21 protein-coding genes are annotated in these 22,110 nt (G+C 27.2%); 19 read left to right on the forward strand and 2 right to left on the reverse strand.

The features are described from left to right. Positions 1-199 precede the first annotated feature (199 nt). Positions 200-616 (forward strand): hypothetical protein, encoded by a 417-nt coding sequence (locus KGF36_RS11880; RefSeq protein ID WP_227850702.1) that lies wholly within the window; start codon positions 200-202, stop codon positions 614-616. A 91-nt stretch (positions 617-707) separates the two neighbouring features. Then, positions 708-1,703 (forward strand): type II toxin-antitoxin system antitoxin SocA domain-containing protein, encoded by a 996-nt coding sequence (locus KGF36_RS11885; protein ID WP_227828969.1) that lies wholly within the window; start codon positions 708-710, stop codon positions 1,701-1,703. A gap of 220 nt (positions 1,704-1,923) precedes the next feature. On the opposite strand, the gene KGF36_RS11890 is transcribed toward KGF36_RS11885, so the two are convergent. Beyond that, positions 1,924-2,085, reverse strand: a complete 162-nt coding sequence (locus KGF36_RS11890) for a hypothetical protein (RefSeq protein ID WP_018112694.1) — start codon at positions 2,083-2,085, stop codon at positions 1,924-1,926. A 258-nt stretch (positions 2,086-2,343) separates the two neighbouring features. On the opposite strand from KGF36_RS11890, the gene KGF36_RS11895 reads away from it, so the two are divergent. From KGF36_RS11895 to KGF36_RS11970, 16 genes are all read left to right on the forward strand, one after another. After that, a complete protein-coding gene (locus tag KGF36_RS11895) occupies positions 2,344-2,499 on the forward strand; it encodes a hypothetical protein (RefSeq protein WP_227821730.1) in 156 nt (51 codons plus the stop codon). A 517-nt stretch (positions 2,500-3,016) separates the two neighbouring features. After that, positions 3,017-4,732, forward strand: a complete 1,716-nt coding sequence (locus KGF36_RS11900; protein WP_227854753.1) for a hypothetical protein — start codon at positions 3,017-3,019, stop codon at positions 4,730-4,732. Between the two features lies 1 nt (position 4,733). Then, positions 4,734-6,659 (forward strand): tail fiber domain-containing protein, encoded by a 1,926-nt coding sequence (locus KGF36_RS11905; RefSeq protein ID WP_227854754.1) that lies wholly within the window; start codon positions 4,734-4,736, stop codon positions 6,657-6,659. Continuing rightward, positions 6,640-6,945, forward strand: coding sequence for a hypothetical protein (locus KGF36_RS11910; protein ID WP_227854755.1), 306 nt, complete (start codon positions 6,640-6,642; stop codon positions 6,943-6,945). Before KGF36_RS11905 ends, KGF36_RS11910 begins: the two co-directional genes overlap by 20 nt. 14 nt (positions 6,946-6,959) lie before the next feature. Further along, a complete protein-coding gene (locus tag KGF36_RS11915; RefSeq protein WP_227823297.1) occupies positions 6,960-7,121 on the forward strand; it encodes a hypothetical protein in 162 nt (53 codons plus the stop codon). Between the two features lie 11 nt (positions 7,122-7,132). Further along, positions 7,133-9,202 carry a BppU family phage baseplate upper protein gene (locus KGF36_RS11920; RefSeq protein WP_227854756.1) on the forward strand — a complete coding sequence of 690 codons (2,070 nt, stop codon included), beginning with the start codon at positions 7,133-7,135 and terminating at the stop codon, positions 9,200-9,202. A 14-nt stretch (positions 9,203-9,216) separates the two neighbouring features. Beyond that, positions 9,217-13,998: a hypothetical protein gene (locus KGF36_RS11925; RefSeq protein ID WP_227828965.1), complete on the forward strand. Its 4,782-nt coding sequence runs from the start codon at positions 9,217-9,219 to the stop codon at positions 13,996-13,998. 11 nt (positions 13,999-14,009) lie between these two features. Continuing rightward, positions 14,010-14,330, forward strand: a complete 321-nt coding sequence (locus KGF36_RS11930; RefSeq protein WP_227828964.1) for a CD1375 family protein — start codon at positions 14,010-14,012, stop codon at positions 14,328-14,330. A gap of 78 nt (positions 14,331-14,408) precedes the next feature. Further along, a complete protein-coding gene (locus KGF36_RS11935) occupies positions 14,409-15,575 on the forward strand; it encodes an InlB B-repeat-containing protein (protein WP_227854757.1) in 1,167 nt (388 codons plus the stop codon). Positions 15,576-15,727: 152 nt separating this feature from the next. Continuing rightward, positions 15,728-16,552, forward strand: a complete 825-nt coding sequence (locus KGF36_RS11940; protein ID WP_227854758.1) for an N-acetylmuramoyl-L-alanine amidase — start codon at positions 15,728-15,730, stop codon at positions 16,550-16,552. 10 nt (positions 16,553-16,562) lie between these two features. After that, complete coding sequence (locus KGF36_RS11945; protein WP_227854759.1) at positions 16,563-17,180, forward strand: glucosaminidase domain-containing protein; 618 nt, start codon at positions 16,563-16,565, stop codon at positions 17,178-17,180. A gap of 11 nt (positions 17,181-17,191) precedes the next feature. Continuing rightward, the gene (locus tag KGF36_RS11950) at positions 17,192-17,443 is read left to right on the forward strand and encodes a phage holin family protein (RefSeq protein ID WP_009895116.1); all 252 of its coding nucleotides are present in this window, start codon (positions 17,192-17,194) and stop codon (positions 17,441-17,443) included. Beyond that, positions 17,444-17,755 carry a hypothetical protein gene (locus tag KGF36_RS11955; RefSeq protein ID WP_227838739.1) on the forward strand — a complete coding sequence of 104 codons (312 nt, stop codon included), beginning with the start codon at positions 17,444-17,446 and terminating at the stop codon, positions 17,753-17,755. Positions 17,756-17,780: 25 nt separating this feature from the next. Further along, positions 17,781-18,725 (forward strand): tyrosine-type recombinase/integrase, encoded by a 945-nt coding sequence (locus KGF36_RS11960; RefSeq protein ID WP_227854760.1) that lies wholly within the window; start codon positions 17,781-17,783, stop codon positions 18,723-18,725. Between the two features lie 481 nt (positions 18,726-19,206). Then, the gene (locus tag KGF36_RS11965; protein ID WP_227828958.1) at positions 19,207-20,469 is read left to right on the forward strand and encodes a cell wall-binding repeat-containing protein; all 1,263 of its coding nucleotides are present in this window, start codon (positions 19,207-19,209) and stop codon (positions 20,467-20,469) included. A gap of 267 nt (positions 20,470-20,736) precedes the next feature. After that, positions 20,737-20,958, forward strand: coding sequence for a hypothetical protein (locus KGF36_RS11970; protein ID WP_227828957.1), 222 nt, complete (start codon positions 20,737-20,739; stop codon positions 20,956-20,958). Between the two features lie 102 nt (positions 20,959-21,060). Here the strand turns inward: KGF36_RS11970 and KGF36_RS11975 are convergent, their stop codons facing one another. Beyond that, complete coding sequence (locus KGF36_RS11975) at positions 21,061-21,201, reverse strand: hypothetical protein (protein ID WP_021383152.1); 141 nt, start codon at positions 21,199-21,201, stop codon at positions 21,061-21,063. Between the two features lie 170 nt (positions 21,202-21,371). On the opposite strand from KGF36_RS11975, the gene KGF36_RS11980 reads away from it, so the two are divergent. Then, complete coding sequence (locus KGF36_RS11980; protein WP_227828956.1) at positions 21,372-21,953, forward strand: hypothetical protein; 582 nt, start codon at positions 21,372-21,374, stop codon at positions 21,951-21,953. Positions 21,954-22,110 lie beyond the last annotated feature (157 nt).

Raw genomic sequence — 22,110 nt, forward strand, 5'->3', positions numbered from 1 at the left:
ATACTATTTTATGTAATATCAAAATAAAATTATAATAAATGATACTATTTATACTATATAACTTGATTTTATTTAAAAAAAGTATTATAATATAATTGTATGAGATTTTAATCTTTATTGCTATATGTAGATTGAATAAATTAAGGGGAACAGTTGACTGTATGAATTAAGTGTAAATAAACTTAAGGAAAAAAGCGTATTGGAAAAAAACATACAATTAAATTTTGAAAAAGAACATGTTGAAAAAATTTTAAATGAATTTAAAACATGTCTAGAAAAAAGATGTTTTATAATATCTAGAGGTCTCAAAAGAAAAGAGAATGATGATTTTATAGAAAATTACAATTTGAATGAAAACACTCAACTAGAAATGTTAAAGAGTTTAACTATTGAAGACTTCTCAAAAAAAGATTTCCATGTAAAAGATAGAAATAAACTTATCTATTTTTTTGGTAAAACATATAGATTGACTTGTTTAAATAATGAAGTAGAAGATGTTGAAACGTATATAAAATTTTGTATAGAAGAAAATATGAAGAGCGAAGGTAAATTTGTTATCGTAATATCTTTTCATAAGGCTAATGATAAAATTAATTATATGTATAAAAAAGAATGAGAAAACCATAAAAGAGGTCAATACTTATAATAAGGGGAATTTAGAGGTATATAGATTTATATTTCTAAGTTAAATAGGAGGCAAGCACACTATGAGAGAAAAAACATTCTGTGAATTTTGCTTATATGATGTTACTTACACTGTTAAGTCAAAAGAGGAAATAAAAAAAGTTAGAGGAAAAGAAGTTAAATACCAAAAGAAAGAAGCGTTCTGTGAAGAATGTGGAGAAATGGTTTATGTAAGTGAAATTAATGATGAAAATTTAAAATCTTTATATTCTAAGATTGCTGAAATGGATAACATAATCAGCAAAGAAGAAATTGGAGACATATTAGAAAAATATAATATTGGTAAAAAACCACTTTCATTGTTGTTAGGATGGGGTGAGGTTACAATAACTAGATACTTAGAAGGAGATATTCCTACAAAATCATATTCTGACAAGTTAAAGTCAATACTCAACAATTCGACTGAAATGAAAGATATATTAGAGTCAAATAAAGAAAATATAACTAAAGTAGCATATAGAAAATGTAGAGAGTCCATCTTGGAAATAGAAGAAAGAGAATTATTTTTAAAGAATGATAAAATAGGAGCTGTGGCTGAATATATAATATCAAAATGTGAAGAGATAACACCTCTAGCTTTACAAAAACTATTATACTATTCACAAGCATTTACTAGATTATTTACTAAGAATAATTTATTTGATGATGATTGTGAAGCATGGGTTCATGGCCCTGTATACAGAAATGTATATGAGAAATATAGAGATTTTGGAAGAAATCAAATAGAGTATGAAAACAATATAATTTCATTAGATAATGATATGGAAGAAAAGATTGTTGATGCTGTGATTAAATACTTTGGATGCTATAGTGGAAAAATGTTAGAAAGAATGACACATGAGGAAAAACCTTGGGTTATTAATAGACAAGGCTTAGGCAAATATGAATCTTCTAGTAATGTTATAGAAAAAGAGGTTATTAACGAATACTTTAATAATATAAAATCTAAGTATAGTATAATAAATATATCTGATATAAATGACTATAGTTCTGATTTATTTAAAAAGATTCAAAGTTAATGTTAGACATAATATAAATATCAATGAGAAAACATTCTATAGTTAGAATGATTTTTATTTCTCTGCATTGTCAATTATAACAACATTGACTATTATGACAATATTAGAGTATAATAGTAATATAAATGATATAAATTTATATTATAAAGACATAAAAAAGAGACTACAAACTATTTGCTGTAGGGTGTAGTTCTTAAAGTTAACAATAAAAAGAATAGATTTATGTATTACTTTCAGAATCACTAGACCCGCCAGTCTGGTGATTCTTTAGCTTTCTAATAGATGCTTTCAAGTTTAAGATTGCATCTATTAGCTTTGTCAAATGATTGATTATTCTTGTAATCATAATTATCATTATTAAAAACAAAACTAAGTACTCCATAGCCTCACCCCCTTTCTTACTGGGGATTTTAACTAAAGAGCCATCACCCTAATAGTCTAAACTGTAGTCTCTAAAAATATTATACCATAATTTTCCATAATGTTAAATTTAATATTATATTGACGACAGGAGTAGAATAAAGATATAATACAGATAACAGAAAATTTAAAAATTTTACATAAGAATTACTACCTATCTATGCCACCTTAAACAGTGGCTCTTTTTCTATTCTGGTATATATTTAAGGAGGTGTTGCAAATGATAAATAATATAGAAGATTGTAAGCTTCTTATTGAGACAGAAATAAGAATGAAAGATATAGATGAAAAAGAACTAATATCTCAAAGGGAGATTCTGAAAGACCTAAACATTAATGAAAAAGACCTTGAAGATATTGAAGTAAATTTTGAATAATGAAATGATTTATAATATACCTATTTTAAGTATGTATTAATTGGTATCAGTAATCGTCTTTATCTAGTGATTTTTTATTTATTAACTGTAAACGAATCTGTTTTACAAAAAACGTATCTGTGGTATAATAAAAGTAAGGAATTCAATCTACTTAATACAAAGAGTGATTGTTTCCTTAAAGTTAATTAAAAATCAATTTATCTTTTGAGACCACTCTTATTGGCGTTTGAGTGGTTTTTTGCTTTATCATATATGTAACAAGCTATTAAACTTGTTGCAATATTTAGGCAAATATTAAACACTACTGTTTCCATAAATTCACCTCCCTATAAAAAAAATAAAGCGAGGCTCACCTCCTTCCTTTGAAGAAGTAGGCTAAATACAGAAACAACCACTCTTAGCACTTTCGATTTAAAATTCCTTACTATACTAGATTATACCATAATTTTACAATTAATAAAATATTTTAGCTCATCTTAATTCATGGGCTTTTCTAATACAAAGAAGGTGATAAAATATGCATTTTAATGTGAATCTTAAACAGATAAAATCTGATTACACATTAACCATTCACAAAATGAACAAGTCATTTCTAGGTCAAATTCCAATCAATTTTCTAAATTCTATAAAGCGTGAGCTTGGTGGAGTAGATGAAATACAACTTACCATTACAAAATATATTACAGAACGTTTTCAATTCTCTAAAGTAATAAATCCTCTATTTGAAGAAATGAAAGAAGAACGTCTTATTTGTCTTAATAACAAAGAATACTTTGTGGTTAAGAATGTTGTAACCACAGATGATAAATTAAAGGTAGTAACAGCTAAATCAAAAGAGGTTAAATTAGGAAAGATTGACGTAAATATTGAGGATTATGGATTACAGATGTTCACCAAGGATGAAGAAGCATCTATTATATCTCTTAATGATTATTTAAAACAAGAAACGGGCTGGAAACTTGGTCATGTAGATGATTCAATTGCTTATGAAACTGATAGTGAAGGCAATAAGAGAGAGAAAGTAAGATGGCAAGAAAGTATTAACTCTAACTGGTTAGATTATTTCAATAATGAACTAAAAGAACAATTTGAGTGTATAGCTGATTTTGACACTTATAATAATTTAGTTAATTTATATCATATAGATAGTTTTGGAGATAATATTCAATTATATTTATCTCATGATAACTACATAAAATCACTTGAAAGAACTACAAATAGTGATGATATAGTAACTAGACTGAAGCTTGAAGGCAGTGAAGACATGGATATAATAGGAGCTACAGTTACAGGATATAATTACATTGAGAATTATTCTTATTTCTTAGATAATAAAGAAATGAGCGAAGAACTTAGTAGAGCTATAAAGAAATACCAGGAAATGAATGAAATAAGAGAGCCAATTTGGCGAGAATTAATAGATACAAAGCTTAAGAAACAAAGAGAACGTGACAGCAAAAGCAATGAATGGCTACATGTAATAGAGACTATAAAAGCTAAGAAGGATATAAAGAAAACATATGATAATCCTGAACATAAAAATGAAATAGAATCAGCTAAGTTAGCAGCAGAAATAAGTAAGCTAGAAGATGAAAAGGTCATATTAGATGTTCAAATAAAACATTTAGAAGAAGAAATAGCAAAGTTAGATGAAAGTATAAAAGATATAAATATTCTTTGTAAGAGAGAAACTTCAACTGATGAGGATGGATATTTAATATTCAATGAAGCTCTATTAGATGAATTAAACGAATTTCTCTATTATGATACTTATACAAATGATGCTTTTTTAAAAGTTGAAGATTTAATAGCAGAAGGTAAAAGACAATTGAGTTTAAAATGTATCCCAACTAAAGAATGGACACTAGATGTTATAAACTTTTTAGACAGAATAATAGATATTAATTTTAGACAGCATTGGAAGGGTGATTTAAGCTTAGGAGATATTATAGTGTTACATAGCAAAGAATCTGGAGAAGAAGAATTAGTATACTTTACATCTTTTACTCAGAATTTGAAAAATGGTAAATTGGATACTTTAGAATTAACATTAAGTAACAAAAAAATAAAAGAAGATGATAAAAGGACTATAGCTGATTATTTGACTAAAGCTGAACATGCAACAAGAACATTAAACTCTAAAAGACATTTATTTATTCAGCAACAGAAGAAAAGAATTAACCTACCAGATGAATATATTCCTAGGAAAAATATACAAAAGGAGTTGATGTAAATTGATATTAGATAATTCACCAGCAGATAGCTGGATAAGAATTACTGGAGTAATTGTAACCTATAACAACACACTTTATCAAGTAGTAGATAAGGAAACAAATAAAAAATATATATATTGGGATGTTGATAATCCAGGAACATTAAAAGTTTCTAATGTAAGATTACCAGAAGGAAACACACAATTTTTAGTAGTTGTAAATGATAATGGAAAACATACAGAAGTTCCTATAAACTCACCAATATTTGATATATCTTTTGATGGAAATTCAAGAAAAAATACTGAAGAACAGATTTGGGGATTATATGAAACTGATGAAAAACATAATGAAAAATTTGTAGTTATTGAAAAAGACATAGATGGAATACATCAAACAGTTTTAGAAGTGCAAGAAGATGCATCTCATATAAAAGAAAATATGTCTCTTATAGACCAAAGAGCTGAAAATGTAAATATATTAGTAAAAGAAGTTACTAAAAATTTTGGTGGCTCACAAGAAAATATAACATTAAGAGAAAACATAAATAAGGCTATAATTAAGTTAAATACAGACTTAGGAACATTTAGTTCTAATATGTCTAATTATTTTAACGATAATGAGATTACAGATGAAGAAAAAGAAAAGATTGATATTGAACTTAATCTGTTAGATACAGACAAAGCAAGTTTATATACAGAGTTACAAAAACTTATTGATAGAACTACTGGTGTAGACTTGGTAGCAATAAACACTTCAAAATCAGCATTGGATGCATCAAGTACCAATCTAAAATCTATAATCAATTCAGTTATTTCAGATGGTATAATTACACCTTCAGATAGAATTTTAGCTATAAATGCAACTGCTCAATACAACTTAAAAATAAATGAACTTAAAAATACAGTAGATAAAATTTATATAACAGGTATGGGTGGAAGTATATCAGAGGAATTTGCACAAATAAACGCTACAGCTAAAGAAATAAAATTAGAAGTAGCTAGAGTTGATGGGGTAACTAAAACTAATGCTGCTGAAATTAAGTTAACCAAAGATGATATAACAATGATGGTTACAAGAAATGGTTCTGGCTCAATTGTTGGAATTCAATCAGACAAAATCCAGTTTGGGTTTAATGATATATCTGATTATGTTGTAATAAACAGAAGTGGTTTGATAGTTAATAGAGGAAGTCTGGCATGTAATGCAATAACATCTGTAGATGATGATAATGCAATTATAAGTTTCTTTAGTGACAGTAAAAACTCATTTGCTATAGATGCAAGACCAAGTGATGGATATGGAAGACGTTCTGCGTTTCGTTTTAAATATAATAGTAGTAATTATTTTTTCGTTGAAAGTGGCAAGGCTGCTATATATGTAAATGCATATGAGAATTATATATTTGGTTCAAATAATGCTAAATTTGGAGCAAATAAAATAGATGTTGGAGATGATGGATATACAAGAATGGATTTGACAGGAGGAAATTTTCGCCTTTACACCTCTGAAGATTGGGATGATGATAATGGGATAGTAATCTGGAAAAGAGGAGCTATTTCATTTATGATAAATGGAGAAGAGAGACAACAATTTGCTAGAAATGGTTCTAAATCTGCTGGAAGTATAGAACTAAATGGTACAACATTTGGCATGTCTCCAATTGACAGTCCTAAATTTCTAATTGAAGACGTTTTATTTGATATAGAAGTAGAAGAAACTGGCACAATAATAAAATTAAATAATATCTTTGCTAAAAGTATATTAAACTTTGCAGTATTTAGTTCTAATTCTAATTGTAGGGTTGTTGAAAAAGGTGAGGATTATTTTAAAGTAGTTGGATATACAGGTAAATGTGATTTTAGAGTAATAGGGAAAAGAATAGGATATGAACATACATATTATAAAATAATGGGTGGTGAAGAACAACATGGCGATTGGAAAGAGTAAATTATTAGCAACAGGTCAACAAGTTTACTATTGGAGGATATCAACTGTAAATATTTCTTATAGTAATAAGATGGCTCAGATTAAAGTAGCAGGATATATTTCAGAAGATGCAAGAAGAGAAGGGTTGGATGCTGTTGAGTATGATAATATATCTGTTTTAGAAGATAATTTTGATAGCTATTTTGGAATTAATACACTAGATGCAACAGGTAAAAATCCTTTGTTATCAGGATACAATTACCTAAAAGAAAATATAGAAAAATTTAAAGATTCTTTGGATATATAAGGAGGATAATAATTATGGAAGTAAACATGCAAAGAGCATATACAATAGCTTTAGAAGAAATAAGGGGACTACAAAATGAATTAATACTTTATAAAGCACTAAATGGACAATTACAAGAAGAGATAAATGAATTAAAAAAAGAAAAAGTAGAAACTAAACAAAATAAAGAACAATAGGATGTGATACTTTGAAAAATTATGAAATAAAGAATCATACCATAGAAGTAGATTTTAGTAATTATAGGATAAACAAAAGATTACTAGACTATTTTATTTATAATGAAAATGATGTTAAAACAGCTTACATTGAAGCAATATTGAAAAATAAAGATGAAATAATAGATTTATCTGAATATGATAGAGTTTTAGTTAGTATTACAAAATCAGACGGACAAAAAGTTAATGGTGAATGTGAAGTTGTAGATGCTACAAATGGTGTTGTAGAGATAGAACTTAGTCGACAAGCATTGGCTTCTGTTGGTATAAATACATTTCAATTATCTCTTGTAAAGGGAAATACTCTTATTAATACTACTAATTTATTCTATCGTGTTGAAGAAGGAATGATTAATGATGATGATTTGACTAGTACGGATGAGTATGGAGTATTATTAGTATTAATATCTCAAGCCGAAGAAATTATTAAGAATAATAAGGAATTAACTAAAAGAGTTGAGCAACTTGAAATAACTATCTTAGGAAATGAAGAAGTTAGGGATAAAGCAGAGCAGATTAGGATTTACAATGAAGATATAAGAAATATACAGGAAGATGATAGAGAATTTAATGAATTAACACGTCAAAATCAAGAATCTAATCGTGAAAAATCAATTCAAAATATGCAAATCCAAGTTGATGACAAACTTACTGATTGTCAATTACAATTAGATGAAATGATAGATGCTAAGTCTGAAGAAATAGACAATATTGTTAATGACAAAATGCTTGATGTGCAAGCTCAAACAGATAAGAAATTTCAAGATTTAGATGCTAGAGCTAATGACACTTTTGATTTATATGATAAGACATTTGAAGATAAGCTTACAGATAACCAAGAGCAGATTGACTATAAACTTGACGAAGTAAATCAGGTTATATCTAATGTTGAAGATTGTATTGATGAAAGTACTTTAAAATTAGATACAAAAATAAAAGAAGTTGATGACAAAATAGTTGAAGTAAATACTGCTAAGACAGATATGACAACTACTGTAAGTAATAAGATTACTGAATTTGAAAATAGATTTGAAGAACTTGAAAGCCTTGATGCTAGAGGCGAGTTAATGCAAGCTAGAGAAACTATTGATGGAACTGTAAAGGACACTTTAAAGGATAGATTAACTTATGATTTTGAAAAGGTTAATGAAAAAATAGCCGAGATGACTTCTGCCGCAACTAATATAGCTTTCAGTAAATCTTATGTTGAATCTGATTGGATTGCTGATGGAGAATATTTTAAACTTACAGTTAATCATAATCTTGTTACAGAAAATATATTCGTTGCGATACTCGATGAATCAACTAAAAAAAGTATGACTAATTCTTATACTGTAGTAGATAATAATACGATAGATATTTTTAATGAATTAGCTATAGATGTAAAAGTAACTGTTGTAAATGGTAATACAAATAAAGAAGTTATACAAGCTACAATAAATGATAATATAACAACACTAGATAGTACTTATTCTAGTGTAAAAATTGATGCAAAATTTGATGAGAGTCTAACTAAGATAAATGAAAATAAAAGTAATATAGCTGCCAACTTAGAGAAGATAAATTTAATACAAAATAAAGTTGGTTTAAGTGAATTAAGTACAGTATCTAAAAATATATCAGATGCAGTGAATGAATTAGATGCTAGTGTAAAGGTGTTACAAGAGGGTGGAAATTTAGGTCAACAATTAGACAGTTTAAAAGCCAAGTATGATGCTCTATCTGATAAAGTCTTAGATATATTAATTTATTTAGAATTGGAGTCTGGTGCAGTAGATGAAGTAGGTCAATGGTATGACAATTTAACTGATTCAAAAGGTATCTTATCAATTGAAGGTTTAAGATTAGATACAGATAGAAAAAGAATATTTGGAAGTGAAGGGAATGTTATTTTTAATAAAATAGATATTCCTTTTTCTTGTTATAAGGTTAAATATGTACATGAACTAGATGATAATTTTATAGAAACTATTTCAAATACTAGTACAGATGTTGGAACAAATACTATAGAACTTGAAAAGTATTCTTATGAAGTTAAATAGAAAGGAATGATTTAATGAAGGAAAATAAAATCTTACAACGTGGAAGATATTTAGATACAGACATATATTTTAATGAGTTTGACAAAGATTTTGATAATTATGATTTTGTAGAATTGGTAGCAAGTCCAAGTAGTGGTTATACTTTTGGTATAAAGAATGACAGAACTATATATGTATGTGGAATAAATTCTAGTGGACAGTTAGGATTGGGGCATAACGACTATGTAAAACTATTTACAAGATTAGATATTGATAATGTAAAAAAGGTTTCTTCTTATTCTAGTCATTCATTTATATTAAAAAATGATGGTACATTATATTCGTGTGGTTATAATGGTAAGGGTCAGTTAGGATTAGGTGATAAAGTTAATAAAACTGTATTCACGAAAGTTGATATAGACAATGTTAAAGATGTAAAATGTGGAAGTACTCATACATTTATATTAAAAGAAGATGGAACTGTATATTCATGTGGTATCAATTCTAGTGGGCAGTTAGGGTTAGGAGACACTACTGATAGAGAATTGTTTACAAAGGTTAATATAGATAATGTAAAAAATATATATTGTAGTTCCGCACATGTTTTCATAATAAAAAATGATGCTACAATTTGGGCATGTGGGCTGAATAATTATGGACAACTAGGTTTAAATGATAAGGTTAATAGAAATGTATTTACTAAGGTTGATGTTGATAATGTTAAAAATATTGCTTGTGGTGGGACAAATACATTCATATTAAAAAACGATAATACTTTATGGTGTGTAGGAGAAAATAATAAAGGACAATTAGGATTAGGAGATAACACTAATAGAAATGGGTTAGTAAAGGTTAATATTGATAATGTTAGAGATGTCATATGTTCATATCAAAATACATTCATAATAAAAACTGATGGTTCAGTTTTATCTACTGGTTATAACTATTTTGGACAATTAGGATTAGGAGATAAAGTTGATAAAAAAATATTTACTAAAGTTGATGTAGATAACGTAAAGAGCTTATATTGTGGTAATACTCATACTTTTATAATAAGAGAAGATAATAAATTATTATTTGCTGGTTCTAATAATTTTGGGCAATTAGGATGCCAACACTTTATAAATAATACAGATAATTTTACAACTTTTACAAAATATAAAAATAACGATTATATAGGATTTAGCAAAAGCATGAATTTAAATGGAGATACATATTTATTAAAAGGAAATGGTGAATATTTAATAATAAATAAAAATGAAAAAATAGTAAGTAATGGAAGCTCTGTTTTTATATTAAAAAAAGATGGAGCCTTATATTGTTCGGGAGACAATGCCTATGGACAATTAGGATTAGGTAACTATAATGATATTACTACTTTCACTAAAATAGACATTGATAATATAAAGGATATTGCATGTGGTAATAATCATGTTTTTATACTAAAGAATGATGGAACAGTTTGGGGTACAGGCAATACTAATCGAGGTCAATTAGGTTTAGGTAATACAACTCAAAGAAATGTATTTACAAAAGTTGATATAAATAACGTGAAAAAAATTAGTTGTGGACTAGCATACTCTTTTATATTAAAAAATGATGGGGCAATATATTCATGTGGGATGAATAGTAGTGGGCAACTAGGTTTAGGTGATACTAATGATAAACTTTTATTTACAAAAGTTGATATTGATAATGTGAAAGACGTGATATGTGGATATGATAATACAGTAGCGATAAAAAATAATGGAGATATATTTGTTTGTGGAAGTAATACATGTTATCAATTGGGGTTAGGCAATAATACTCCTAAAACTTCATTCACTAAATTAAATATAGATAATGTAAAATACATCAAAAATAGTTATTGTTTCTCAATTATATTAAAAAATGATGGAACTTTATGGGCAGTGGGTGATAACACATACGGGCAATTAGGTTTAGGTGATACAAATCAAAGAAATGTGTTTACTAAAGTTGATATTGATAATGTAAAAGATATCATATGTGGATATCATCATACGGTTATATTAAAAAATGACAATACTGTATGGGCTACAGGTTATAATTATTATGGACAGTTAGGTTTAGGTGATACTACTGATAGAAATGTATTTACAAAGGTTAATATTGATAATGTAAAAAAAATAATATATGGATTTTATAATACATTTTTATTAAAAAATAATAGGACTGTATGGGGTACTGGACTAAATGGAGATGGACAATTAGGTTTAGGTGATAAAACTAGTAAAAATATATTTACTGAAATGCCTACTGAACTTAAAAATAGTTTACCAGAATATAAAAATAATTATAAAATAAAAACAGGAAGATGCTCTTATATATTAAAAAATAACAATGTATTATGGGTATGTGGTTGTAATACTTATGGTCAATTAGGATTAGGTGATACTACACAAAGAAATACACTTACAAGAGTTAATATTGATAATATAAAAGAAATTATATGTGGTACACATCATACATTTATAATTAAAAATGATAATACAATATGGTCATGTGGTCTGAATAATTATGGACAGTTAGGTTTAGGTGATGTAACTAATAGAAATATATTTACTAAGGTTAATATTGATAATATAAAAAAAGTCATATGTGGATATGATTACACATTCATAATAAGATATGATAATACTATTTGGACTTGTGGTTGTAATACTTATGGTCAATTAGGATTAGGTGATACAAATCAAAGAAATGTATTTACTAAAGTTAATATAGACAATGTAAAAAATATTATATGTGGTGGACTTCACACATACATAATCAAGAATGATAATACAATATGGTCATGTGGTTATAATTATTATGGACAGTTAGGTTTAGGTGATGTAACTGATAGAAATGTATTTACAAAGGTTAATATTGATAATGTGAAAGATATTGCATGTGGTGGAACAACTACATTTATATTAAAAAATGATAATACAGTTTACTCAACTGGTTATAATACATACGGGCAATTAGGGTTAGGAGATACTGTTAATAAAAATACATTTACAAAAGTTGATATTGATAATGTAAAAGAAATATTTTGTGGAAATAATCATGTATTTATAATTAAAAATGATGGAAGTGTATGGTCTTGTGGTTACAATATTGAGGGTCAATTAGGATTAGGTGATACTACTAATAGGAATGTATTTACTAAAGTTAATATAGATAATGTAAAAGATATTGCATGTGGGACTTCTCATGTATCTATAATTAAGAATGATGGGTGTATCTGGGGGTGTGGTTATAATGGCTATGGAGAGTTAGGTTTAGGTGATAATGCTAATAGAAATATATTTACCAAAATAGAAGGACATTACCTTTATAGATTTGACACTTTGAATAATTATACATTAAACAATAATTTTAATCTGATAAATAACAAATATATAATACCATCACGAAGCGATATAAATTATAAAAGCGTTCTAGGCTCTGTATATAAAGAAAATTATGATATAGATAATGACAGAATAGAATTACAAGATAATATAAAAGAATTTTGGATGTCAAAGACTCATTCATTAATTGTAAACACTTCCGGAGAGTTATTTGGATGTGGTGATAATACATATGGTCAGTTATTAAATCCAAGAACAACAACTTTATTGACAAGCTTCACTAAACTAGACTTTGCAGATATAAGACAAGCTTCATGTGGTGCTGGATTTTCATATTTTCTAAAAAATGATGGCACTCTATATTCAGCAGGATTAAATTCCGATTACCAGCTGGGGCTAGGTCATAACGATGAAGTGAGTGAATTACAAAGAGTAAATATATCCAATGTAAAAAAAGTAATGTGTGATGATAAATTTACTTTAGTATTACTAAATGATAACTCTGTGTGGGGTCAAGGATTAAATAGATTTGGTAACTTTGGATTAGGTGAAGCTTCTGCAAATACAATAATAAAAACATTTACTAAACTAGATGTAGATGTAGAAGATGTAGAGATAGGTGGAGATTATATATCTTTTAGAAAGTTAGATAAATCACTCTGGATATGTGGTAAGATAAGAGATTGTTATAATATGAACTCTAATAATCCATATATATTTAATAAAGTTCAAATACCAGAAGAATTTAACAATGACTTACTTTGGTTAGATGCTGGAAGAGATGAAACTTTATTTATGACTTACCAAGCACCTACAACAAAACCATCCATAGAATTAGCTGAAAAGACTATATCTGGTATCAAGTTAAAAGTTAATGATTCAAATAATGAAATTGATAAAATTGAAATGTATTTAAACAATGAGTTAATACATTCAAAGGATGAATTTATCAATAATTTTGTGCTGTTCACTATTCCACTTGAAAAACTAAATCTTGGCATAAATAATGTATATTTTAAAGCTAATACTCTGTTTGGAGATAATCTGTATTTAGGAGCAACAATTAATAAAGAGAATAACTCTATAAATGTTTCAGAAGGTGCTAATCTATTTATTAAGAATAAAAAGTATAACATAAATTCTTTAACAAATAGTGCTGATGGTAAGCTTGTAATAACATTAGATAGAGCGTTAGAAGATAGCGTAAATATAGGAGATATAATTTATCAACTTATAAATCAATTGAAGGTTCAAATCAAAACAAATAACGCAGGTATGCATAAAGATATGAATTTATTAGAAATGAAAAAAGTTGACACAGGGTATCAAGAAATTTATGAGTTAGAAGAAAAAGGAATGACACAAGCAGAACCTAAAATTATAGTTGAAAAAGGTGATGATTGGACTGCAATAAAAAGACCATCTATGATATTTTCTATAGATGAGTCTACACTTTAAGAGGTGATTAAATGCTAAATTTAAATGAAGAAAAAATTGAAAAGCTCAAACAAAAAAAGGCTTTAAATAATTTAAATACAAGTCAAAAAACGCAAGATAATGACATTACAGATTTAATGTTAGCAACTGCGGAGATATGCGAAATGGTATTAGGCAGTCAACAAGCATCTACCATGTCATTAAAAAATATAAAATTTGAAGGAGGAAGTAGTATGGCAGCAATTTATGTAGGATTAATAGAGAGAGGTTTAAAAACAATTAACCAAGTACCTATGAAATATAGAGAAGAGGTAAGAAAAATGTGTGAAGCACTAGAGATTTCATTATCATAGAACTGTAAGAGTTCTTTTTTTATGTTCAAAATAGAGAGTTACTAATGTAGCTCTCTAAATAAAAAAGAAGGTGATAAATTGTTAAATGAGGATATAGTAAAAAATATTAATAAATTAAATAATGAGCAGGATAATATTAACTTAGAACTTAGTAAGAAAGCGAGTAAGGAAGATTTAAACATATTAATACAATTATTAGAAAATAGTAAGAGATACACAATAAATTATAATATTAATTTGCCAGAAGGATATTCAAACGAAGATGTTACAGTACCAGATGACATGACAGTATTAGCTAATACAGAAGCAAGATTAGATTTACCAAGTAATACAGATTTAAATGAATATCGATTTAAAGGTTGGTCATTAGCTGAAAATGGAGATGTGATTGAAAGATGCATAGCTACAGATGACATCACTTTGTATGCTATCTGGTATAAATGTATAAATGTTATATATGAGCTGAATATTCCTAGTGATTTTCAAGGCATTCCTATTCCAACCATACCTATTGATAGTAATAAATATATTTTAGGGGATATAATTACTCTTTTACCATTAAACAATTATGATGAAAATAACAAAGAATATAATTATAAGTTTTGTGGTTGGTCATTAACTGAAAGTGGAGATGTAATTGAAAACGCTACTATAGAAAATGAGCATGTACAATCAGATGGCTTACATTTATATGCAGTTTGGAAAAAATATAGATATGTTACTTATAGTGCCAATTTCCCACCAGAAGAATATCCTTTAAATAGAACAGGTGAAGTACCTGTTGATGTAAATAGATATGTTGAAGGTGATATAGTTACTGTATTAAAAAATAGTGAAAATAATCCACTAGGTGGAGAGGAAGATAAAGACAAATTTTTAGGTTGGACTTCTAATATAGAAAAAGCTCAAATTCCTATATTAAAATCTGATGTAGAAGAAAATATTGTTATAGGTAAAGAAGATATAACATTATATGGTATGTGGGGAAAATATAGGATTGCATATGGTTCAAATTTTCCAGCTGGAACAGGTGTAAGTGGTCACCCACCAATTGACCAATATTCATATTTAACAGGTGCAAGTACAGTTACGTTATCTAATACAGGAAATTTAAATGCAGGTAGTTATGAACTCATAGGATGGTCAACTGTAAAAAATGATGAGTCAACTATGCTAAATTTTGGAGATAGAATAATGATTGATAAGAGTAATATTATCTTACAGGCATTTTGGAGAAAACTTTAAAATAACTTTTAAATCTAAAAAAGAAAATGAGAATTCAATTTACAGCATATTTATGTTTCCAAATATAATGTATAAGAATCATAATTTTAATTGGAAATCGAGTGAATAAGAGCCTTGTTTTATAGGCTCTTTTTATTATTTATTTAAAAGGAGTGGTAATTTTGAATATAAAAACATTAACAGTCCATGCAGGACATAATCCAGATGGCAAGACAGGTTCTGGAGCAGTAGGAAATATAAAAGAATCTACAGAAGCAAGAAATGTACTAAAAGAGTTAATACATTTAGCTCAAAAAGAATGTAAAGTTTATGATACTACATGTAATAATGGAACTTCTCAAAGTGACATATTGAATAAAATTATAACTAAATGTAATTCATATAATACTGATTTAAATGTAAGTATACATTTTAACTCAGGTGGAGGTAGAGGAGTAGAAGTTTTAGTATATAATCTTAATGACAAAGAAACAGTTGAAATAGCTTCAAGAATATGTAAAAAAATAACTGAAACTTATCGTACAAAAGGTGATAAGGACTTTAAAAATAGAGGAGTTAAAGAAAGGAAAACTCTAGCATTTTTAAGAAGAACAAAGTCAAAGTCAATTTTAGTTGAGTGTTGCTTTGTAGATACATCTGACACTAAAAATTACAATGCCAAAGATATGGCCATAGATATTTTTGAAGGAATATTTAATAAGTCTGTAGTTAGTAAACCACAAGAGGACAAAGTGAAATACGCAATAGTTTATGATGGGGAAGTAGATAAAGTTATAGCCCAATTAATGGCCATGAATTATAAAGCTAATGAAGTCTATGTGTGCGAGTTGAAAAATTATATTCCTGGACATTGTGAAAATCTATATGTAATAGGTGGAGCATCCAGCAAAATCAAAACTAGTGAGAGATTTACTAAATTACAAGGTGATGATAGATGGGCTACACTTCATAAAGTATTGAATTTTATAGGTAAGTAGGAGGTATAAATTGAATATATTAGATAAATCAACAGCAACACTAGAGCAAGTCTTTGCATATTTAGATACATTAAAAAATAACTCTAATCCACCACATTATTTATGCAGAGCTATAGTACCAATTATATATAAAGAAGCAGAGAAAAAAGGTGTGAATCCAGTTATTGCAATTGCTCAAGCATTTGTAGAAACTGGATATTTTAATTTTGGTAGAGTTCTAAATCCTTCCTATTGCAATGTATGTGGACTTAAAGGAAATAAAGGTGGAGGAGATTTAGACGCAACAGCCCATACAAGATTTAATTGTTGGGAGGATGGAGTATCAGCATTTATTGACCATCTAGCACTATATGCTGGAGCTAAAGAATATCCGAAATATAGTGAATTAGTTGGTAAAACTGAATATAAAGTCAATGGGACTACATTAGACCCTAGGCACTTTCCATATTTACATGGAGAAGCTAAAACAGTAGAAAGTTTATCAGGCAAATGGTGTCCAGATGTGAATTATGGTCAAAACATAATAAATATATGCAACAAGATAAGTTCAATGAAGGTAGAAAATAATGATATAAAACTAGAACAACTAAAAACTAAAGTAAAAGAATTAAATGAGATTCTTGGATAGGAGGAAGTCATATGGATATAATGCAATTTATACCTGAAAATTTAATAATGCTAATAGGTGGACTTTACATATTAGGAACTTTTATAAAAGAATCTAATATTAAAAATAAATACATACCTTTCATATTATTAGTTATAGCAATGATAAGCAGTTGTTTATTTATGAAAGAGCTATCAATAGAAGCTGTCTTTGAAGGTATTTTGTGCTGGGGAGCATCTATAGGAATAAACCAAATACAAGTACAAAATAGAAAGGAAAAGTAGATGTTATCAAAAGAAATGATTGAACTACTGAGTCAATATGGATATACAGCCATACTTTTAATGGTACTGATGTTATGGCTTGGAAAATATTTAGAAAAAAATAGACAGCTAGAGCAAGATGATAGAAAAAAAGAAAGAGCATATTTTTCAAGAGAGATTAGAGAGCAAAGAGTTTTATTTGGAAGTACGATAGACAAATTTGACGATAAATTAGATAAGTTTGCTGAAGCTCTTAATACTAATAATAGTAGGCTTGAAAGGGTCGAAACAGATATAACAAAAATTAAAGATAAATTAGAGACTAGGGATTAATTTCTCTAGTCTTTTTTATAAGGAAGTGATATATTTGGCAAAACAACGTAGTAAGAGAATAAGTATAACTGGAGAACCAAATCCAGAGAATATTAAATTATGGAAGCAATATAAAAGAGCAAAACAAATAGCTGGGAAAAGTGAAAAAACAATATATAACTATGAATGTGATGTAATGCAATTTTTTAAGTTTTTAAATATAGAATGTTTTGATGCATTACTAACTGATATAAGTGAAGAAGAGATAGAAGCTTATATAGGTTATTGTATGGAGCAAGGGAATAATGAAAAAAGAATCAGACGTAGAATAAGTTCCATTTCATCATTACTATCTTTTTTAAAGAAAAAAAGAAAAATTACTGACAATTGGTGTGAAATGATAGAAAGACCAGGAACAGGTGAGGAAGTTCAGAAAAGAACATTTTTAACTGAGGATCAACTAGTTAAATTAAAAGAAAAACTTTCAGAACAGGATAGCCTACAATTAGAAGTCTACATAAATTTAGGATTGGCAACAATGGGTAGAAGCAATGAGATAAGTCAGTTCAGATGGGACAATACAGATTTAGATAACAGATGGATTCATGGTATTACAGCCAAAGGTGGTGTCTCAAGAGATTTTAGATTTTCAGAAAAAGTACAACAATTATTAATCAAATGGAAAGATTATTTATCTCAACATGACATAGATTACCCATATATATTCTTTACAAAATATGGAGGTAAATATAATCAAGTTAATTCAAATGTCTTAAGTTCATGGGTTAAAAAGGCTTTTAAGTTAATTGATATAGATGGTGGATATAATCATGACCTTAGACATAGTATGTCTAATATTTTAAAAGATAGAGGTGTACCAATAACTACAGTATCAAAGTTGCTTGGCCACAGTGGGGTTGATGTAACTATAAATCACTACACAATAGAAAATAAAAATAAATTAGCTGAGGAATATGATAAGTTTATGTAAATTGAAAGGAAGTGATATAATGGCATGTAAAGGCCGTAAAAAAGGTAAGAAAAAGAGATAGATAATAAGCCCTCTAGGGATTACTCTTAATTGAGTTTTCTTTAGAGGGCTTTATTTTTTTGTCTATTAGAGATATCAAGTATGTTTAGTATTATAAGAGAGATAATACTAAAACAAGTTATTAAATTATTATTATTTTGAAAGGTGAATATTATTGATAAAATAAAAAATACCCAAAACAAAAATGTGTTAACTTTTTTCAACTTAACTGCTATTTCAAAATATTTTGTTTGATGGGAATACCTACTCAAATCACAACCTCACTGTAAAAATAGTAATTATATTCTACTTAAATAATATCCTTATTTTTACAAAATATCAACTTATAAATTATAATATAACAAAGTATGTGGAGAGAGTTGACAACTAAAACAATATACACTACCATTTATAGTATAAAAGGATGGGAGGATTTTACAATATGAAATTCAAAAGAAAAGTATTAACCTTAGCTATAATATCTTCTATTGTCATGTCTAGTACATTATTAGTTTCAGCTCAAGAACTAAAATTTAGACTTCCAGCTCATAGAATACAAGGAGCAAATAAGTATGAAACAGCAGGTTTAATAGCAGACAGAAGAAAATATACTCAAGCAATAATTATAAACACAGATAAAAGTCTTGCAGATGGGTTAAGTGCTAGTGGTTTAGCTGGGGCTTCTAACTCGCCAATATTACTTACTAAACAAAATTCTATACCAAATTCTACTCTTAAAAGATTAGATAAATTTAAAAAAATCTATTTAATAGGTGGAGTTAATTCTATAAGTAAAAATGTAGAAAACATACTAAAAAACAAAAAAATAAAGGTTATTAGGATAGAAGGAAAAGACAGAATAGACACAAGTTATAATGTTGCAAAAGAGATAAGTAATCTAAAAAAGGTTGACGAAGTATATCTTACAAATGCTTACCAAGGAGAAGCTGATTCTATAAGTATATCTCCAGTTGCTGCTAAATATAAAAATCCAGTTATATTAACAAATGGAAAGAATATACCATTTAAAACAGATGGGGTAAAAACATATGCTATTGGAGGAACAGCATCAATAAACGACTCTTTAGTGAACAGTACGAAAGCAACTAGAATTGGTGGTGTTGACAGACTTGACACTAATGAAAAAATAATTAAGCATTTTTATAAAGATGAATTAAAACATCCAAATCAAATATGTATTGTAAGTTCTGATAATTTAATAGCTGCACTATTATCTTCTACAATACACAAAGAATATCCTGTATTTTTAGTAAATGAAACTAATGACAAATCATTAGTTACTAGTGCTAATTTCCCAATAATAATAGGTACTATAAAAAATGAAATTTTAGACCAATGCCTAACTCCAGATTATATGCTAATTGGTAATACTGAAAGAAGTGACATCTCAAAAGCTTTAGATGCTATATATAAAGCAAAAGGTTCAAAAGCACATGAATATTGTTATACATATAATTATGGTAACTCAAGATATAAAAAAGCTGAAAATATAGATTTTCCACACTATGAGTTTGAAATAATCAGTGTTAAAAATGTTAAACAAAATGAATCTAGCACTGATGGTTCTGATACTTATACTGATAAAGAAGATAGCATTAAAACAGTAGGAACTCTAATTGTAAATTCTGAAACATTAGAAGTATATGAGTATAGTTTTGATACACAAAAGTTAACTAAAATATAATCAATTATAAAATAAGACTCTTCAGTTAATATCGAAAAGAGTCTTATTTTTGTATGTTAGAGTTGATTAAAGAAATTATATTAAAACTAGAATTTTAATTACTCTTTAAATAGATTTTTAAGGAATAGTATATATAAGACATAGAACCTATTAAAAGTACTCTCTTTCATAGTATATAATTAAAAATAAGTTATTTTGTACATTATGATTTCTTATATTTAATGGTATAATAAGGTTAAATATAAGAATGTTGAAAGGAATGATATTATGAAATTGCCTGAATTAGAGATTAATATGAGTATATCAATACCAATTTTTTTAGTTATTTCTTATTTAGCTATAGTTTCTATTGTAATGCTAGGTATATCAGCTTTAAATAATTTTACTAATATAACATCAGTACCTATAAATGCTTTAGGTTCAACAGTTGGATTTGTTATATTTCAACTCTTAGCTAGTTTTTTTGAAAATAGAAAAGTTATAGATTAAAATTATTTACATGAAATTTTGTTTTAATATTTTCAATTTGTGGTATAATAAAAGCAAGGAAATATATTTTACTTAACTTTGAGTGATGTTTCCTTCAACAAATTATTTTGAAGATTTATTTTTCTGGAACTTTATATTAAGTTCCCAACCACTCTTAGCTGCCGACTTTGAGTGGTTTTTTAATCTATCATAAATCCAACAAGCTATTAAACCTGCTATAACATTCATCATTAGATTCACCATAAGTTTTCACCTCCTCTCTAAAAGAAAGTTAAGGTGATTTTATGGAAATACCACTCTTAGATTTTCAAATATATATTCCTTACTATGTTTATTATATCATAAATATTGGAAATATATAAATATAATAAGTATAGAAAATAAATATACTATTAAAGAAAGGAAAAATCAGCATGAAATTAAAAATGATAGATAATGCAATTGATTCGCTTAAATTAGTGAAAGAATATTTTTATGACTACACTACTGGCAATAAACATAAGAAAGATAATACGAACTTAGAGCTGACTATTATATTTTTACATAACTCTATTGAATTACTACTTAAATCAATACTTATAAATGAAAATAGATTATTAATACACGAAGATTTATCTAAAAATAAACTAAATGATGGTACTGAAATGAGAAAATCATATAACAACACCCTATCATTATACGAAGTTTTAATAAAAAAAGAAGAAATTACAAACTTAATAACTACTTATTGTAATATAATTGATGTTGATAAAAGAATTCAAATAGTACTTACTGATTTAGTAAAACTAAGAAATACTGTAGTTTGTCTTAATATAGATGAGTCAGATAATTTTGAACAAATTTTAATAACTATTTATGAAAGTATAAATATAATTCTTGATGTTTTATGTGAGGATTTAAAGAAAGTTGATAGTTATTTTGAATATGATAATGTTAAAGATATACTAGAGCCACTTGTAGAATCTTATAATAATATTTTCGCTCCAATTAAATGACTTTTTAAACAAATAGTATAACTTTTGAAGTTGATAAAAATTTAGACTCTAAATTTTAACAACTTGATTCAACAAATAATATACTTTAACAATTCTTTTTATAACCTCGTTCATTTTATTATAAGATTACTTGAGTGAGGCTATAAAAACGACACTC

Origin of the sequence: Clostridioides sp. ZZV14-6009 (genome assembly GCF_020658095.1) — a bacterium.
Lineage (GTDB): Bacteria > Bacillota > Clostridia > Peptostreptococcales > Peptostreptococcaceae > Clostridioides.

What these genes read in the sequence shown, in the direction of transcription:
- KGF36_RS11885 (WP_227828969.1), top strand. Translation starts at nt 708, where the DNA reads ATGAGAGAAAAAACATTCTGTGAATTTTGCTTATATGATGTTACTTAC.
- KGF36_RS11890 (WP_018112694.1), bottom strand. Translation starts at nt 2,085, where the DNA reads ATGGAGTACTTAGTTTTGTTTTTAATAATGATAATTATGATTACAAGA.
- KGF36_RS11895 (WP_227821730.1), top strand. Translation starts at nt 2,344, where the DNA reads ATGATAAATAATATAGAAGATTGTAAGCTTCTTATTGAGACAGAAATA.
- KGF36_RS11900 (WP_227854753.1), top strand. Translation starts at nt 3,017, where the DNA reads ATGCATTTTAATGTGAATCTTAAACAGATAAAATCTGATTACACATTA.
- KGF36_RS11910 (WP_227854755.1), top strand. Translation starts at nt 6,640, where the DNA reads ATGGCGATTGGAAAGAGTAAATTATTAGCAACAGGTCAACAAGTTTAC.
- KGF36_RS11915 (WP_227823297.1), top strand. Translation starts at nt 6,960, where the DNA reads ATGGAAGTAAACATGCAAAGAGCATATACAATAGCTTTAGAAGAAATA.
- KGF36_RS11925 (WP_227828965.1), top strand. Translation starts at nt 9,217, where the DNA reads ATGAAGGAAAATAAAATCTTACAACGTGGAAGATATTTAGATACAGAC.
- KGF36_RS11930 (WP_227828964.1), top strand. Translation starts at nt 14,010, where the DNA reads ATGCTAAATTTAAATGAAGAAAAAATTGAAAAGCTCAAACAAAAAAAG.
- KGF36_RS11950 (WP_009895116.1), top strand. Translation starts at nt 17,192, where the DNA reads ATGGATATAATGCAATTTATACCTGAAAATTTAATAATGCTAATAGGT.
- KGF36_RS11955 (WP_227838739.1), top strand. Translation starts at nt 17,444, where the DNA reads ATGTTATCAAAAGAAATGATTGAACTACTGAGTCAATATGGATATACA.
- KGF36_RS11965 (WP_227828958.1), top strand. Translation starts at nt 19,207, where the DNA reads ATGAAATTCAAAAGAAAAGTATTAACCTTAGCTATAATATCTTCTATT.
- KGF36_RS11970 (WP_227828957.1), top strand. Translation starts at nt 20,737, where the DNA reads ATGAAATTGCCTGAATTAGAGATTAATATGAGTATATCAATACCAATT.
- KGF36_RS11975 (WP_021383152.1), bottom strand. Translation starts at nt 21,201, where the DNA reads ATGGTGAATCTAATGATGAATGTTATAGCAGGTTTAATAGCTTGTTGG.
- KGF36_RS11980 (WP_227828956.1), top strand. Translation starts at nt 21,372, where the DNA reads ATGAAATTAAAAATGATAGATAATGCAATTGATTCGCTTAAATTAGTG.